General features: G+C 33.7%; 17 protein-coding genes, 2 pseudogenes and 1 other annotated feature. Of the genes and pseudogenes, 7 read left to right on the forward strand and 12 right to left on the reverse strand.

The features are described from left to right. The first annotated feature begins 7 nt into the window (after positions 1–7). From ACN6MX_RS10520 to ACN6MX_RS10535, 4 genes are all read left to right on the forward strand, one after another. Positions 8–910, forward strand: coding sequence for a DoxX-like family protein (locus tag ACN6MX_RS10520; RefSeq protein WP_419958881.1), 903 nt, complete (start codon positions 8–10; stop codon positions 908–910). A gap of 11 nt (positions 911–921) precedes the next feature. Beyond that, entirely contained in the window at positions 922–1,533 is a 612-nt protein-coding gene (locus tag ACN6MX_RS10525) for a DUF4166 domain-containing protein (protein WP_419958882.1), read from the forward strand. After that, on the forward strand, positions 1,523–3,097 hold the full coding sequence (locus ACN6MX_RS10530; protein WP_419958883.1) for a YndJ family protein: 1,575 nt from the start codon (positions 1,523–1,525) through the stop codon (positions 3,095–3,097). The genes ACN6MX_RS10525 and ACN6MX_RS10530 overlap by 11 nt, the downstream gene beginning before the upstream one ends. Positions 3,098–3,393: 296 nt before the next feature. Beyond that, complete coding sequence (locus ACN6MX_RS10535) at positions 3,394–3,567, forward strand: hypothetical protein (RefSeq protein ID WP_419958884.1); 174 nt, start codon at positions 3,394–3,396, stop codon at positions 3,565–3,567. An 83-nt stretch (positions 3,568–3,650) separates the two neighbouring features. Here ACN6MX_RS10535 and ACN6MX_RS10540 read toward each other — a convergent pair whose 3' ends face one another. The 4 genes and pseudogenes from ACN6MX_RS10540 to metG all read right to left on the reverse strand — a co-directional run bounded on the left by ACN6MX_RS10540 (position 3,651) and on the right by metG (position 7,059). Next, positions 3,651–4,085, reverse strand: a complete 435-nt coding sequence (locus tag ACN6MX_RS10540) for an NUDIX hydrolase (RefSeq protein ID WP_419958885.1) — start codon at positions 4,083–4,085, stop codon at positions 3,651–3,653. A 178-nt stretch (positions 4,086–4,263) separates the two neighbouring features. Next, on the reverse strand, positions 4,264–4,677 hold the full coding sequence (locus ACN6MX_RS10545; protein WP_419958886.1) for a VOC family protein: 414 nt from the start codon (positions 4,675–4,677) through the stop codon (positions 4,264–4,266). A 421-nt stretch (positions 4,678–5,098) separates the two neighbouring features. Next, positions 5,099–5,322 (reverse strand): annotated as a pseudogene (locus tag ACN6MX_RS10550) (FMN reductase); the annotation flags it as partial. Between the two features lie 99 nt (positions 5,323–5,421). Beyond that, entirely contained in the window at positions 5,422–7,059 is a 1,638-nt protein-coding gene (gene metG / locus ACN6MX_RS10555; RefSeq protein WP_419958887.1) for a methionine--tRNA ligase, read from the reverse strand. 57 nt (positions 7,060–7,116) lie between these two features. Further along, positions 7,117–7,377 (reverse strand) — a binding site (T-box leader). A gap of 89 nt (positions 7,378–7,466) precedes the next feature. On the opposite strand from metG, the gene ACN6MX_RS10560 reads away from it, so the two are divergent. Further along, a complete protein-coding gene (locus ACN6MX_RS10560; protein ID WP_419958888.1) occupies positions 7,467–7,613 on the forward strand; it encodes a hypothetical protein in 147 nt (48 codons plus the stop codon). Here ACN6MX_RS10560 and ACN6MX_RS10565 read toward each other — a convergent pair. From ACN6MX_RS10565 to ACN6MX_RS10575, 3 genes are all read right to left on the reverse strand, one after another. Then, on the reverse strand, positions 7,581–8,381 hold the full coding sequence (locus ACN6MX_RS10565; protein WP_419958889.1) for a class I SAM-dependent methyltransferase: 801 nt from the start codon (positions 8,379–8,381) through the stop codon (positions 7,581–7,583). The genes ACN6MX_RS10560 and ACN6MX_RS10565 overlap by 33 nt on opposite strands. Positions 8,382–8,538: 157 nt before the next feature. Then, complete coding sequence (locus ACN6MX_RS10570) at positions 8,539–8,766, reverse strand: hypothetical protein (RefSeq protein ID WP_419958890.1); 228 nt, start codon at positions 8,764–8,766, stop codon at positions 8,539–8,541. Positions 8,767–8,881: 115 nt separating this feature from the next. Beyond that, positions 8,882–9,952: a citrate/2-methylcitrate synthase gene (locus ACN6MX_RS10575; protein ID WP_419958891.1), complete on the reverse strand. Its 1,071-nt coding sequence runs from the start codon at positions 9,950–9,952 to the stop codon at positions 8,882–8,884. A gap of 95 nt (positions 9,953–10,047) precedes the next feature. Between ACN6MX_RS10575 and ACN6MX_RS10580 the strand changes: the two genes are divergently transcribed. Together ACN6MX_RS10580 and ACN6MX_RS10585 are read left to right on the forward strand one after the other, a co-directional pair. Beyond that, complete coding sequence (locus ACN6MX_RS10580; protein ID WP_419958892.1) at positions 10,048–10,938, forward strand: LysR family transcriptional regulator; 891 nt, start codon at positions 10,048–10,050, stop codon at positions 10,936–10,938. A gap of 236 nt (positions 10,939–11,174) precedes the next feature. Further along, positions 11,175–11,366 (forward strand): hypothetical protein, encoded by a 192-nt coding sequence (locus ACN6MX_RS10585; protein WP_419958893.1) that lies wholly within the window; start codon positions 11,175–11,177, stop codon positions 11,364–11,366. 864 nt (positions 11,367–12,230) lie between these two features. Here the strand turns inward: ACN6MX_RS10585 and ACN6MX_RS10590 are convergent. The 5 genes and pseudogenes from ACN6MX_RS10590 to ACN6MX_RS10610 form a co-directional block, all read right to left on the reverse strand. Next, positions 12,231–12,689, reverse strand: coding sequence for a DUF5412 family protein (locus ACN6MX_RS10590; RefSeq protein WP_419958894.1), 459 nt, complete (start codon positions 12,687–12,689; stop codon positions 12,231–12,233). Positions 12,690–13,013: 324 nt separating this feature from the next. Continuing rightward, positions 13,014–13,757, reverse strand: a complete 744-nt coding sequence (locus tag ACN6MX_RS10595; RefSeq protein WP_419958895.1) for a class I SAM-dependent methyltransferase — start codon at positions 13,755–13,757, stop codon at positions 13,014–13,016. 569 nt (positions 13,758–14,326) lie between these two features. Beyond that, positions 14,327–14,719, reverse strand: coding sequence for a DUF4181 domain-containing protein (locus ACN6MX_RS10600; RefSeq protein WP_419958896.1), 393 nt, complete (start codon positions 14,717–14,719; stop codon positions 14,327–14,329). Positions 14,720–15,183: 464 nt separating this feature from the next. After that, positions 15,184–15,297, reverse strand: a pseudogene (locus ACN6MX_RS10605) (GNAT family acetyltransferase); the annotation flags it as partial. Between the two features lie 192 nt (positions 15,298–15,489). Further along, positions 15,490–16,053, reverse strand: coding sequence for an AAA family ATPase (locus tag ACN6MX_RS10610; RefSeq protein WP_419958897.1), 564 nt, complete (start codon positions 16,051–16,053; stop codon positions 15,490–15,492). Positions 16,054–16,095: the final 42 nt, after the last annotated feature.

Genomic DNA, 16,095 nt, shown 5'->3' on the forward strand with positions numbered 1-16,095 from the left:
GAAAAAAATGAAAAGTAAACCAATATATGTAGAGATTAATATAGACAAAAATATAGAACGAGTATGGGAGGCTACTCAGAATCCTGCCTTGCATGAGCAATGGGATTTACGCTTTTCTTCTATTACTTACTTGCCAAAGGAAGAAAATGAAGCCCAACTATTTGAATATAAAACGAATATAGGTTTCGGTATAGCTATAAATGGTTGGGGAAAAAGTGTCGGTACTTTTCATGCAAAGGACGATTCAAGAACATCCTCTCTTCATTTCGGAACGGCCAATCTTTTATCGCCTATTAAAGAAGGAAAAGGTTATTGGAAGTATATTCCTGAACCTAACGCTACTAAGTTTTTCACTCAATACGATTATGTTGTGCCATTCGGCGATTTAGGTAAGGTGGCGGATAGAATCTTTTTTAGACCTTTAATGGGTTTGGCAACAGCAGTTAGCTTTGATGTGTTAAAAAGATGGCTCGAAAAAGGAGATTCTCCATCCGCGCAATATATACGATTTTTTACACATTGGTTAACTACTTTCCTATTCATTTTCGTTTGGATTTATCAAGGATTGATACCCAAATTAATCATGATGCATCCTGAGGAAGTTGCTTTGACTTTTGCAATACTTCCACTCGAGCCAAGTGAGACACACAACATAGTTGCAGCTATTGGTATTATAGAGATTATTTTCGGGTTAATCTGGATTCTTTATCAAAATAAAAGAAGATTACTAAGATTGCAGTTAGTATTATTGCCATTGCTAACGATTTCTGCAATAGTTGCCGATTCTACGGTACTGTCACATCCATTTAATCCTGTAACATTCAACTTATCTCTAATCGTTTTAACGATTATTGGCTTGTTATCAAGTAAGGATATCCCAACAGCTAGAAGCTGTAAACGCGTAAAGTAAGGAGCTTATACATGTCCATTTATAAAGTAATTCTTGGTGAACAATTTTATAGATTGCACCCTATGCTTCAAAAAAGATATGGGTTTGAAGATGATAAAACCTTTAAGGCAACTGGAGTGATGCATAAAATAACAAGTGGTCCTAAATGGTTGTACCTGTTTAAATTATTTGCTACACGCAGAAAATTTTTATTTCCTGAATATGGCACTAATATACCTTTTCATATTATCAATAAACAACAAATTGGATCTAATGGTGAGCAACAGGTTCATTGGGAAAGAAGGTTTTATTTCCAAAATATAAACCGTGACTTTAATGCTCTTATGTCCTTGGATAAAGATAAGCAATTAGTAAAGGATTACCTAGGTGAGCCAAGTCTATTTTACTCTGAGCTAACCTTTGATGTTACGGATCAAGGGCATTTAAGGATCGAATCCCAAAAGCAACGAATTGTATTAGGAAAATATGAATTTCCTATTCCAAAATTATTCCAAGGAAATGTTTTAGTCAAGGAAAGTTATATGGAGGAAAATGAAGCTTTTTTTATACATGTGTTAATTACGAACCCATTGATTGGTACGTTATTTGAATATAAGGGGGAATTCCAATCTGATGACCTATAAGTGGCTTGCTATAATACATATTGTTTTGTTTGCTATAACTGCATTTTTTACTGTGAACCCATGGTACTTTTTAATGCTGTCAATAGCACAGATTTTATTCGTTCCACTAACTTTACAGCTCATTCTTAAAGTAGAGCTTCGAATGTATTATTTTGTCCTTCCTGCTATTTTTTCTGTTATTGTACTACAAATAACAAATGAAACCAGTTTTGACATTGTACTAGCTTTTATTTACTTAGTATTTACACTAGCTGTTGCAATCTATGGATTTAGTCGTTTTGTTCAAAGAGGATTTACTCATTTAGAGGAGTTTTCAATAGATGCCGGTCTCATGTATTTATTCATGGGAGGGATTTGGTTTTTTGCGTTTGAAGTAGGGATTGATACTGGATTCTCTCCTATGTTAACCTGGCTTACAGCAATCCATTTCCATTACTCTTCTTTTTTATTACCTATTTTTATAGGATTTGCTGGTAGACTATATAAACCTAAAAGCTACCCATTTTTCACTTCCATAATTTTGATCTCACCATTAGTAGTTGCAGCGGGTATTACTTTCTCTCCTTGGCTTGAACTAGTATCTGTCCTATTATATATTATTGGTATTTACGGATTTATCGTTATTGTGTTTAAAACTCCATTTAAAGGACTGCTACAAAAAAGCCTAGTTTTACTCTCTTTTAGTGCATTAGGAATTACAATTATTTTCTCTTTACTATATGCCTTCGGAAATTCTTTTGGCGTCTTTCAGGTGAGTATTGAGTTTATGTTGAAGTTTCATGGATTTTTTAACTGTCTGGTATTTGGATTAATTGGTGTTACCGGATGGTCTATTTTGACACCTGCTCCTCTCCACGAAAAGTGGAACTTTCCGATTAGCCATATTCGCGGGAAATTTGTTGTTGGCGAACAAATACTGGAGAATTACAAAGGAACTGAAACCTACAATGGTCTTGTAGATAAAATGGAAGTATATATAAATAAGAAAAATGTGAAGCCTGTAATTATTGACTTTTATGAAAACACGAAACATTACCAATTGTTTTCCGAGATACAATGGTATAGATGGTTTAAACCATTTGCCGCTGTCTATGGAATGATTAGTCAAAAAATGCAGCAGTTGAATTTGCCATACTCTTCTAAAAAAATGGAGATGACTGGTGACATTATTGCAGTTGAAGATGGTCGCTTTAAGACTAGGGCATGGCTTCGAAAAATAGAATCTGATGTTATTTTTGTTGCCTTGTATTCATTACATGAAAAAGACAAGAAATCCTATATGAATATTGCATTACCGCTCCCTTGCTCTTCTATGATCGGTATACTTGAACTGCGAGAGCTAAGTAATGGAAATCTTCTATTAACAAGTAATGGCAGTAGCTATTCTGATGCAGGGATCTACTTATCGTTTCGCAAAATTATATTTAAGCTTCCACTTCAGGAGGAGTTTTTAATAGAAGAAAATACAGGCGGAGACCTATTTGCCAAACATCGAATGAAACTCTTCTCCATCCCTTTTTTGAATATTGACTATACAATTGTAAAAAAAGAGGTCTATGTTTAAGTTATTGGTTTATACTTAGTTTAGTTTTGATGATTGTATTGCCTACTATTTTAGGTATATTAGTGAATGAACTATCAAAAGGAGAAATACCAAAGAGATTTGGAAAGAAACTTGCTCCATTTTCAAACCTGTATTTGTTTGCATTCATTATGATTAATAGTAGTGCGATCTCTCGATACTTAAAGAATTTCAGCATACATCTAATTTCAGTTTTAGTTTAAGTGTTTTTATTTGCTGTATCGGGCTATGTTTTTGCTTTTATCATTGGTCGTTATATTTTTAAGGACAACCCTTAAATGACTACCTTAGTATTTACAGGAGGAATGAGAAATATTGCAAGTGGTGTGATTGTTGCAACGACCTATTTTCCAAGTAAAGTAGCAATGCCTGTTGTTTTCGGTATGTTATTTCAACAAGTATTAGCTTCTGTATTTAGCAAGGTATTGCAAAAAGTACTGTCTCCTAAATAATTAGCTTATCTAGGAAATTGTGGAACACCATTGTTTAGGAGGTGTTCTCTTTATCCTAGTTATTCAACGATTTTCCATAGAACTTAAAATTCCACGCAAAATGGTTGTTTGCTGCTATCAAGACAGTACTCTATTCTTTGTCTAAAATTTTCTATAGTTATCATTTTCAATGCCTGTTCGTTAGGGAAAAAACCCACTTCTAAACTTTCTGGGGAAGTTGTTAATTTGCCACCAGTTGGCTTTGCTAGAAAGAGAGTATTACAAATTGACTTATTCACATTTTGAAATACACCGCAGAATTTTAGAATTTCAATTTCAATACCTGACTCCTCTTTAGTTTCCCTTATTGCAGCGTCTTTCAAAGACTCACCTTCCTCAACTATTCCACCTGGCATTTCCCAACCTCTCATAGGACCTTTAATGAGCAGTATTTCCTTTTGGTCGTTAAGTACAATAGTTGCAGCTGAAATAAAGTGTTTAGCTGGTGTATAAATAGCTGATTGTCCGTTTTGTCCCAAAGTCGTTGCCCCCTTTTTGTGTAAAGCTAACTTACTCTATGAACCGATTGTTGAACACAAGTTAACCAACTCTTTCACTATCCTACTTCGTTTGTCCGATAAGAAAAATTGCTACCTAAGCAACCTTCGCTCTTTATCTAAACCCCTTAGCTTAATAGAAGATTTTACTCTCTATTTCTTACTCCTTCGGCATCCTATTCAGATCCATATACAACACATTCCAACGGTGACCGTCTAAATCAGCAAAACCGCAGCCGTACATCCAGCCTTGGTTCTCAGAGGGCTCACCAAATATTGTACCTCCAGCCTTAACTGCTCTTTTTGCTATTTCATCTACTTCTTCTTTGCTCTCTGCATCAATGGAAAGTAATACCTCCGCAGCTTGTTTTGTATCGACTATTTCATGCTTGGTAAAACTTTTGAAAGTGGAAACAGGAAAAAGCATTACGGTAGCATTATTATCTCCAATGACTAATTGCACTTGATCGCTATTGCCAAGTGGTGTATTAGTCGTAAATCCAAGTTTGCTGTAAAACTCTTTTGATTTATTTGTATCTTTAACGGGCAAGTTGATCCAAAATTGTTTTGTCATAGTTATTTCACCTTCTTTAATTTAATTCTACACTCCTTTTAATTCTTCAGTAATGTATAAAATACCTTTTTCCACACCTGTTTCTTTAGTGGAAAAACACTAAAGATTTTCTTCATCAATTTCTCTAATTAATACTTTATAAGTATCTTCATTTGCCTGTACAGTACCTTTAGGTATTTGGATGCCATCTTCAACTTTTGAATGTCAAAAAGTTGAAGCTTTTGTTTTTTCTTCTCTAATTCTAGTTACAATAAAAAACAGCCCCTATTTTGCACAATTTCTGTTTCAAAATAGGGCCAACGTATTTTTTATTAATATGGTTTTGAATTTACAATACGTCAATCCTCAACTGGAGGATTCTCAGATATTGCGAACACTGAACAACGGTCAGTACTTGTGCTTTATATTTAGATTTTGAAACTTAAAAGTCAAATTTATCTTCTTTTTCTTGTCGAATTTTTGTATATGTTTCAGTGAGAAGTATTGTATCTTCAACCAATCTTGTGATACGGAATAAAACATCATCATTTTCAAGAAATCCTTTTCCTCAATAAATACAAAAGTTTGCACTATTTGTGCTTTCATGTACGAAAGAACTGGCTTCAATTGTTGCTCCGCAATTAAGTAATGTTTTGATGTACCTGCAATTTAGGTGTGTGCTCTCTCAATAATTTCTTGGTCAATATAATGAAGATCAACAAATACAGGTTGTAGACCCTAAAAAGGGGCTTACGTTTTTCTTATTTAAGTTTCAGCATTTTCTTTAAGATGATCTAGTTCCTCTTGTATCACATTAATCTCGATTCTTTCAAATAGGGGTCTAATCGTATGTAACTGGGTTGGGACAGGATTAATAGGCAGCCAAGAGAATTCGTCTATATGGAGATAGGCTTTTACTTCCTCGCTTGAAAAAGGGAGAAATGGTGATAATATTTGTGCTGCATTTCCAATAATGTATACACAGGTAGCAATCGTTTCTTTACAAGCTAGCTCCTCTTCTTTTAGTTGAATCCACGGTTTTTGAGCGTCAAAGTATTTATTTCCATTACGGATATATAGAAATATTGTCTCTAATGCTAATTTGAAATTTCCTTTTTCGATTAGCTTTCCTACTTTTTCATACAACTTTTCCGTTTGTTTTATAATTGGTTTATCTATATTGCTCACAGGTATATTTCCTTCATAGAATTTTTCGATGAATTTAAATGTTCGGTTTATAAGATTTCCGTATGCTCCGAGTAGTTCTGAGTTATGACTATATATGAATTCTCGCCAAGAGAAATCAGTATCACGATTTTCTGGAGCATTTATCGTTAAAAAGTAGCGTATGGAATCTGGATGATACCTTTCTAAAATATCCGGAATCCAGACTGCCCAATTTTGACTAGTAGAAAGCTTTCTTTTCTCAAGTGTTAAGTACTCGTTTGATATAATATGTGTAGGTAAGGCAGGACTATTTATCCCTAGTAATATCGCTGGCCAAATCAGTGAATGGAAGGGAATATTATCTTTTCCATGTACATAGTATGAGATTGTTTCTTCTGTCCAATATGGTTTATCCTCTGTTTTAAAATTCTTTGCCCATTCTTTACTTGCCGAATAATATCCCGCTACTGCTTCTATCCAAACATAAACTTTCTTTTCCTCATATCCTTTTACAGGAATACTTACTCCATTCGGAAGATCTCTAGATGCCGCACGATCTATAAGCCCTTCCTGTAAATAACGCTCGGATAGTTGAATTGCATTATCTCTCCATAATTCCCCGATTTTTGCTTCTTGGACGAAACTCTCTAATTGTTCTTGAAAAGTACTTAGCTTAAAATAGAAATGCTCCGTTTTTCGAATTGTTGGTTCGCTTCCACAAAGCTTACACGTTCGGTCGATTAAATCTAAAGGATCCAATATTTTGGAACAATTATCACATTGATCTCCACGAGCACTGCTCCCACAGTTTGGGCATTTCCCTTCTACATATCTATCTGGCAAAAATTGCTCGTCTTCCTCACAATATGTCTGTTCTATTTCTTTTTTATAAATAAAACCCTTATCTAATAGCTTTAAAAATAGTTCCTTTACGACTTGGTGATGATTCTCACTGTCTGTTCTCGTATAGAGGTCATAAGAAAACCCCAAACGTCGAAAAGAATCCTCAAATTCAGCGTGGTATCTATCGGCTACCTCTTTTACCGGAATCCCTTCCTTATTCGCTCGTATAGAAATAGGAGTGCCATTGCAGTCACTTCCCGAAACATATAGTACATCCTCTCCCTTTAGCCTAAAATACCTTGCAAGTATATCCCCCGGTAATAATGCTGCAATATGACCTAAATGCAACGAACCGTTTGCATATGGCCACGCCCCTCCAATAAAAATACTCATCCGCTATTCCTCCTATTTTTATAAATAAAAAAAACTCGCCCTTACCGGAAAAATCCCGATAAGGACGAGGTTATTAGTCTCGTGGTACCACCTTAATTTTCAAACGACTCACATCGTCTGACTCTAAAAGTACATGGCAAAAAGCCTTTATACTTTGACATGGATAACAAGTGCCAAATCTTGTCGTATCCTACTAGTTACATAACGTTCAGTACGAAGCTCAGAGATCATGTTCAAATGACTAGTTTGCCTCATTTCCACCAGCAGAAGCTCTCTTTATAACATTATCATTTTACTTTTCCTCTTCATCGCTATTAATTTATATTTGTTAATATGATTATACATAAAATTCTAAACTGTGCAATCTTTTGTGATAAAATAGTAAAAAGTGAAGGAGCTGAAACATAATGAAAAGCTTTGTTGATGATTTCGCTGGTGCTATACATGATATTTTGTATTATGTATCGTATTTAATTGCTGGATTACTCATTGTTGGTGTACCTCTTTATCTCCTGACAATTTTATTTGATTGGATTTCTAGTACCTTTTACTAAACAATTTCTTCCTTTTCTACATACATAAATCATTTCATCACTATCTTTACATAACGGTGATTTATTCCAATCTTCATAGACGTGCAAAATGTCCAGTCCGTTTTCAGAAAGTAACCGCTCCATTTCCTTCGGATATGTATATCTTAAACTAATGTTTGTTTTTCTTTCCTCCACTACATTACCATCATCCATATATTTTCTAATTGTTGTATAATGTTGGATTTGTTCTAGAGGATTATAATCACTAGTCGTATATACATCCACCTTTTTATTTTCCACCGTATCCGTGTATGTTTTCCAATATTCTTCCGTACTTGGTTGCAGCAACTCATCCATAGTTGGAAATCTCGTCCCAAATATAAAGACTCCATCGTTCTCTAAATGATTATGTATGGACCTTAAAACAAGATTTTGATGTTCATTTGTATGAAAATGTTGAAAGGAGTTCCCAACCATAAATATTAACGGACTTTTTTGTTCTAATTGGAGCGCTGTGCAATCTTGCTCCAACCATTCAATTTGTATATTTAAATCTTCCGCTTTTTTCTTCGCGTGTTCAAGCATACCAGCGTGTAGATCTACTCCAATTAATTCGAATCCCTTTTGTGCTAAAGGAATCGTCATTCTACCGGTTCCACATGCCAAGTCTATTACTGGTCCTCCTTGTTTGATAGCCCATTCTGTAAGAAAATTGAGTTCCCCAGTGTAGGCATCATTTTCAATATCGTAGGAAATTGGATCACTGTATTCTTCTAGATTATTATTCATCTATGTTTGCTCCTTTTTAGATAGCCATTGCGCTATTTCCTCTTCAAATTTTTGTTCCTTCCACACAAGGACCGTGATCCTTTATTACTATACTTATAAAACGACAGAAAAGCTTCGTTATTCAGATGATTTTATAGATTCATATTTCTACCACAGCCTACTCGTTTTCTAAATGTTTGTTAAAGGCCATTACAAAAAAACATATTCCAGTTATAACTAAAATAATACTTATGAATATCGGGAAGTATCCTATCGCAGATATAGCAGCTGCAAATCCCCCATACCCCTCTCCTCTAGTTGTATATATAGCTGCTGCAATCCATGTCATCCCAAATAACATGAATCCTGAAAGTATTGCTGTTGCTCCCATTAATATATATTTCAATATTCATCCCCCTTTCATTTACATCACTATATGTATATTCGCCTTGATGAAGCGATTTCCTTTTCCACCAAAAAAAGATGCTGTTTCCTGTTACTAAAACGGCATCTTTTAAGAATTATTTTATTTCCCCTACGTATATAGATTGTGGGCGGAAAATTGTATTGTCTTCCAACTGTTCAATAGCATGAGCTGTCCATCCAACCATTCTTGCAATACTGAATGTGGGAGTGAATAATTCTGAAGGCATATTAATGGATCGCATGATGGCTGCTGCATAATATTCTACATTCGTGTATAATTTTCTGCCTGGTTTATATTCCGCCAATAACTCAATAATTTCTTTTTCTGCAATTGTTGCAATATCTAACCATACATCTTTACCTTGAAGCTCCAAACACTTTTCTCGCAATATAATTGAACGTGGATCCTCTGTTTTATATATTCGATGCCCGAAACCCATTATCTTTTCGCCTTTTACTATTTTATCTATTACGATACGATGAATCTGTGAAGGGTCTTTGAATTCATTTAACATTGAAATAACTCCTGATGGAGCTCCTCCGTGTAGCGGTCCTTTCATAGTTCCAAGCGCTGAAGTAATCGCAGCTGTTAAATCTGACTCTGTTGATATCGTCACTCGTGCTGCAAAGGTCGATGCATTCAACCCATGCTCCATCGTAAGTTTCAAGTATGTTTCCAGTGCTTCCACTTGGACAACACTTGGTATTACACCAGTTAGCATCCATAGATAATTTGCTGTGTGCGAAAGATCTTTCTTTGCTTCGACTACAGGTAACCCGAGCTGATTTCGATAATGTCTAGCCACTATCATCGGAAGTGCTGCCGTTAAAAGGACTGCCTGGTCTTCTATTGTCTTTTCTTTATATTCAGCATGTGCATATGCTGAAATACCCGTTCTCATCGCATCCATTAAAGAAATTTCAGTTGGAAGTGCATCTATGATCGCGATTATATGTGCAGGCAATACTCTATGCTGATTCAACCCAATGTCTTTTTCGAAGCCTCTTTCACCCGTCCATATAAAGGTCGCCAATTGTTCAAATGTATTAACACCAACTAACTCATCTACTTGTACCCCTCTGTATCTTAGTTCCCCAATGTCACCATCCACTGACGCAATTTTTGTATGAACTGCGACTACATCCTTTAATCCCTTTTGAAACATATATAACTCCTCCTTTACTTTATTATAAAAGATGAACTTGATAATAAAAATTAAATATATATAATCAAATTAATTACTATTATTAATCAAAGAAGGTGTTTATATTGGAATACCAATGGTTAAAAACATTTTGTACCGCAGCAGAAACGCTTAATTTTCGAAAGGCTTCTGAAAAATTAATGATGTCTCAACCAAGTGTAACTGTTCATATTCGATTACTGGAGGAACATTTAGGCTCTGCTCTTTTTGATAGGCAAAATAATCGAGTGACCTTATCGGAAGCAGGAAAATATTTTTTACCCGAAGCACAAAAACTAGTGAACAGTACGGAAAATACGATTCATAAAATGCATGCATTTAAGCAAGGGTATCGCCGAACTTGGACAATTGCTATTTCACCTCTTATGGCCGAAACGATTCTTCCTTATTTTTTACGTTCCTTTATGAAGTTGCAGCCCGAGTTGGAAATACATATTCGTGTGGAGGAATCTTATCTTATCGAAGGTCTCGTGGATTCTGGAGAAGTAAACATCGGCATTTCCGCACTCGACGCGCAGAGAAAGGGAGTAGAATCCATCTCCTTTTATGAGGATCCAATTTTATTCGTCATGCCTGTGGATACTTATGATGAGGAAAGTGGTCCACCAATTGATGTTAAGGATGTTTTACAAAAAAACTATTTATTCACCCATCATCATCCTGTTTTTTGGGACGATCTTCTTGTGAAATTACATAAGCAAATAAACGGAGTGAGAACGATGAAAGTAACACAGGCTCATATTGCCAAACGGTTTATACAAGATGATTTAGGCGTGTCCTTTTTACCACACTCCATAGTTCGTCGTGAGCTGTTGGAAGGCAAAGTAATGCAACCCCACTTTGATTTATTTGAGCTACCGACTGTTTCAACTTTTATCATCGTGAAAAAGAAAGGTGATTTAGAAAAGTTATTCATTAAGCAAATCTCGAAATTTTATTTTGGTTGAATATTAATATAAAACAAGAGCAAAATAAATGGCTCGTTCAGATCACTAGTACAGAAGAATAATTAAAATACAAGAGGTAAACCCATCCACCTACATTTGAAATGCCTATTGCACCTAAAATTATTAAAGAATATTTCCCTCTGGACGAATTCACCACTTATATTTAATATTTTATATAATTAATTAAAAAACTCATCCCAAGATATTTATCTTGGGGGTGAGGGTGAGTCATAGCAGTGCCACCCCGTCGAGAACAGGATCCAAAAAGTCGTCGTAATATAAAACTGTATTTAACTGCAAACGGAGCTAAAAGTTATGAAGAAGCCTTTTCTGTTTTTGAGGAATACGATACATTCATTAGCAATCGCTTAACACCAGATGAACTTAAACAATTGAAAATACTACTGCTAAAATTAATTGATTTTTAGAGTCGAAGCAATGATTATTGCATCCTTGCAACTAACCCGATATGCCAAAATGCTATCCTTTTTATATATGTAAATAACATCAAAAAACGCTTGGAGAATATTTCTCCAAGCGTTTATTTCACCAGTTAGTTTAAATGTGGTGCGATATAGCCCCTCCGTTAGTCTTACTCCAACGACCAGCACTCATGGTATTTAATAGCATTTCTATGAATTAAGTAAAATAAATTCGTAAGTTCCTTTAATAAATAAAATTATATCTCCGAATAAACCTATACAAAAGAACACAAAATAATAGCTTGCATTAGTGATTTCCAATTTAAATAGTTCTTTGAATGCCTGAATAAATAATTTATTAAATTTAAACCAACTTAGTATCCACCCAATGAGAAGAAAAGTTACAATCGCCATTTTCAAATCTCCTCCTTTTAATAAATAAGCCAATATATTTGGATTATTTTACTGTACAATCCTGCATCTTTACTATAATACGATTAAGATAAATAAAAGTTATATTATTTATTCTGATTTTTTATCAAAAAGTTATCCTTGCATCTTGAACTATCCTTCAGCTTTAGTTTAATATGAAAAAAGTTTTACTCCTTCTTGAAGTAAAGCACTCCGTTAATGGAAACCTAATAATAATTTTTATTTTTTGGTTATTTTAAAACCTGTTATTTGCGAGGTAAAATAAGTACTTCTTCATTACCATCCCAGCTTATCGTTCCGGTAATACTTTCATCCACTTGACCTAGTTGGTCTCAGTTATTATTTGGTGTTATTGATTGAACTATAGCATCATCATTTATGGGATAGTTCTTTACCCTTCCCCTTGAAAGATGTATACCGTTCCCTTATTGCTACATATTACTTTTGATTTCCATTTTTAGCATTATCCTTACTGTAACACACATAATTTTTCTTAATTTTATATGTGTGACAAGCCCCACCATGTTCATCATAAATTTCTTTCCCAACAACCAATTCTATACTCCTATCGCCATATTCATCATAATTGGTGACAGAAAGTAATTCATCACCAAACCAATTTAACTGGACTCGCCCCTTCGCATCACTAAAATAAACTGTTCGTTCTATTTCATCCTCTAAATGAAATATGACATTCACATACGTATTGACTCCACCAGCTGCCCCACCATAATTTTGATAGTAAACTTGAGCAGAATATCCACCGTTTGGTGAAGTGACTATATTCCCATCTTTTTCACCATTAGTATAGTGAAAGTTATAAGTAAAATGATTGTAGATTAAATATAAGCAAAAGAGTAAAGCCATTATCAAAATTACTTTGAGGATTTTCTTCATATTCTCTCCGCCTTCTTTAATAACACAAATTGTGTTTCACTTCTCTCACCAATAAAGTCCGTTTGTTATAAGAGTAACATTATGAAAATCAAACTGAATACAATCCATACACTAAGTTGATTATCAATCCGTTTATCTAAGAATTTAAAATGTCCATCTAACCTTTTATAGAAATAACTAAGGGTTAAGCACAATAGTACGAGTCTATTCTCCTTAACCATAGGTTCAATAAAATAAAAATAAATGCCAAACACAATCAGAGCCATTAATAATTAGATCATGCTGAATATTTTCATTTAATTTCTGCCTACCTTTATTAGTTCGTCATCTTTCTAAAGATGACTTTTTTGCCTTTATAACGATAAAAGAGGGCCTTCTTTTTTCATTAATCAATTTCGGCATTTTTTCTAATCCTGTTGGAATTGACTGTGGTTCAATAATTTTTTCTAATACAAGACCCTTGTTAATAAGCGTATTAATTAATGTTGAAATCGTTCTATGATACTTAATAACACCATCTATATACCAATGTTGCTCTCCTTCTTCTTGATAATTATCCAATGCCCAATGTAATCTATTTCCTTCATTATCATCAACCCAATTGCTCATCTTTTTTCGTGCAGTCACAATTGGATGTTCCGTTGAAAAAATAAATTCTCCATTCTTATTTAATAAGCTAGTAACTTTTTCGATTGTAGCTGAGTAATCAGCTATATAATGAACTGCAAGAGAACTTACGATTAAGTCAAATTTATGGTTTTGTAAATCTAAGTCTTCTATTGAGGTACAAATATAATTTATTTTCTCATGATTGTTTTCTTTGTTAGCATATTCAATCATATTCTTTGAGATATCTATTCCCACAACCTTCGAAGCACCATTTTCTATACAGTACTTTGCAAAATCACCTGCTCCACAACCCAAATCTAATATGTTCTTTCCATCGAGGCTTGGGAGTACAGATTTAATTGCAGGTTGTTCTATAAAATCATTGTAGGTTTTGCCACTGTTTCTTAAAGAGGTATAACCTTTAAAGAAGATCTCATTATCATAGATATTTTGTTTCATTTAATCCACTCCCCATTCTTTAATTCTAGTTCTTGAAAATTATAAACAAAGCTTTTTCTTATTAAAGTAAACTGCGCTTTAGGTCAATAAGAAACTATTAAAGCTAACCCAAAAAAATATAAATAAGAATCTTTTATTCAGTCATATCAATCTGGATTAGCCTGTACGTTTATAGAATGTTTCTTTTTCTTATTTATTTTTTTCGTTATACTTCCTGTGCAGCCCACAAGAAACATAAGAATTGCAATTATTTAAAGAGGCACAAATATAAACAGAAATCCTATTCCTGCAAATCCATCTTGTGTGATGTCACTTAAAATGATTGAACCAGCAACAGTGAATATCGGCGAAAAAATTATCGCAAAGTACACGCCCCATATATCATAAAATTAAATGTCCAAGAACGTTTAAAAGTAAGAATAAAAGCCATTATAAAAAAATTATAAGCACTGCGGATAAAGAGGTTATAATTTGAACCACTCTCCTTTAATTTTCTATCTTTTTATAGCTCTTGTTCAACTAATCTGCCGCTATATTTTAAGTACAATCCGTCACAATATCATATCTACTCAGTTAATTACCTCCAACAGTTGAAGAAAATACTCTATATTATACATAATAATTACGTTTAAAATTATAAAAATAATTGTAGCAACATATTGTTTTGAGTTCTCTAGGTATTTCCACTCCAGAATAGACTGAAAACTCAATAATAAAGTTATATAGATGATCCAATACCACTTAATAACATTCATTGTGTCCTTTGAAACGACAAACGGAAGAGTGCATAAAAAGATAACTAAAATAATGCCTCTTCCCCATCGGTCAATATTTTTACCCGAAGTTTCAGAAATTCTTTTCTTTTTAACACGAAGTAATTTATTTATAATTTTTTCAAATAAGAACACCAAAATTATAAAAACAATAAAAAACACTAAAAATCTCACAACAAATCCCCTCACTTATATCTATATTAGGCCATAGTGTTTCCAGTTTGCTTGTCGGATTAACCAGTAGCTAATAAAAAAAGGCTTTACTCCTTCTTGAAGTAAAGCACCGGTTAACTTAAACTACTTGTTTAATTTTCTCCAAATCAATGTTGCAATCCTTTCTTCCACTAAATTGCTTTTTTTGTTGAAGAAAACTTTCTATTATCCTTGTCGTTGATCTTGATTTTTTCTACTTAAACCAAATACCGTGGAAGAGAAAATAAATATGGCTGTGCATAACCACATAGTAATTCCATTCCATTGTCCATCCAAAAGAGTTATATTAGTTAAAATTATTATTTGCATTAAACAAATTGAAATATATAAAACTAAGTTAAATCGCATATGTTCTTCCCCCTTCACTTTTATACGATTAAAAAGATAATAAGTTACATTTTTAATTAACAAAATCCTTTTCTCTTACTTTTTGTAGTATATTACTTGTCATTATTTTTATAGTAAATCAAAAAATCAGTCCACTGATCATTCTCTAATGAAAACTTTTTTCTTTCGCATTCAAAGATAAATCCAGCTTTTTCAGCAAGTACGATCATATAATTTTTCACTCTCTATGCTGATGACGCTTTCCTCCAAAGGAAGAACATGTCCATATGGAGTGGTAGGCTCTTCAAAATAACTCGTGCCATTTGCAAAGATGGAGGTTGGATTTATGTAAATACTAGCTAATACGAGTAAAATTATTACTAGCTTTCTTATTGTCTTTCTCCCCTTTTTTGGGACCGTTATGTTATTTCATCTATAATAGTCGAGTCAACTTTCGTCCATGCTTTTATTGCTAAGTAGAGTTCTTCCACAGATCGCGAGCTATCGAGTTTTAATACAGGACTTTTAGATAATTCCATTTCATAGCTTTGCGCTGCATAGGTTCCTATCATCGTTTTATCTTTTTCCTTCAAATACGTTTTACACCATTCTAAGAATTCATTCGTATTATTTCCATATTCATCCGTCCATGTTTTCTTAGGATTATCGCGTCTAATTTCCCTTTTTCTTAAGCGCTCCATTCTAATTTCTTCATCTAGATAGAGGAATACAAATAAATTGCGGTTACTAAACCCATTAGGATTCCATGAAAAAACAGATCCTGAAACGACATATTGGTCATTGGATTCTATATCTTTTTCATACATTTCTATTCGCTTTTCAATCGAATGATTTTCTGTAAATGTTTCATCTTTCCACAGGTATCTATCTGTATCAATCCACATAATATTTTCATTTTCGCTTATAAATTTTGCTAAAGTACTTTTGCCCGTTCCCGAACCACCTATTATTTGTACTTTCATTTGATTTCCCTTCTCCAATTATCCATATCCTATGTATTCAAT

The sequence above is a fragment of the Psychrobacillus sp. BM2 genome, from assembly GCF_048572895.1.
Lineage (GTDB): Bacteria > Bacillota > Bacilli > Bacillales_A > Planococcaceae > Psychrobacillus.

Excerpts from the sequence above, each read along its gene's own strand:
- ACN6MX_RS10520 (WP_419958881.1), top strand. The coding sequence starts at position 8 with ATGAAAAGTAAACCAATATATGTAGAGATTAATATAGACAAAAATATA.
- ACN6MX_RS10525 (WP_419958882.1), top strand. The coding sequence starts at position 922 with ATGTCCATTTATAAAGTAATTCTTGGTGAACAATTTTATAGATTGCAC.
- ACN6MX_RS10530 (WP_419958883.1), top strand. The coding sequence starts at position 1,523 with ATGACCTATAAGTGGCTTGCTATAATACATATTGTTTTGTTTGCTATA.
- ACN6MX_RS10535 (WP_419958884.1), top strand. The coding sequence starts at position 3,394 with ATGACTACCTTAGTATTTACAGGAGGAATGAGAAATATTGCAAGTGGT.
- ACN6MX_RS10545 (WP_419958886.1), bottom strand. The coding sequence starts at position 4,677 with ATGACAAAACAATTTTGGATCAACTTGCCCGTTAAAGATACAAATAAA.
- metG (WP_419958887.1), bottom strand. The coding sequence starts at position 7,059 with ATGAGTATTTTTATTGGAGGGGCGTGGCCATATGCAAACGGTTCGTTG.
- ACN6MX_RS10560 (WP_419958888.1), top strand. The coding sequence starts at position 7,467 with ATGAAAAGCTTTGTTGATGATTTCGCTGGTGCTATACATGATATTTTG.
- ACN6MX_RS10565 (WP_419958889.1), bottom strand. The coding sequence starts at position 8,381 with ATGAATAATAATCTAGAAGAATACAGTGATCCAATTTCCTACGATATT.
- ACN6MX_RS10575 (WP_419958891.1), bottom strand. The coding sequence starts at position 9,952 with ATGTTTCAAAAGGGATTAAAGGATGTAGTCGCAGTTCATACAAAAATT.
- ACN6MX_RS10590 (WP_419958894.1), bottom strand. The coding sequence starts at position 12,689 with ATGAAGAAAATCCTCAAAGTAATTTTGATAATGGCTTTACTCTTTTGC.
- ACN6MX_RS10595 (WP_419958895.1), bottom strand. The coding sequence starts at position 13,757 with ATGAAACAAAATATCTATGATAATGAGATCTTCTTTAAAGGTTATACC.
- ACN6MX_RS10610 (WP_419958897.1), bottom strand. The coding sequence starts at position 16,053 with ATGAAAGTACAAATAATAGGTGGTTCGGGAACGGGCAAAAGTACTTTA.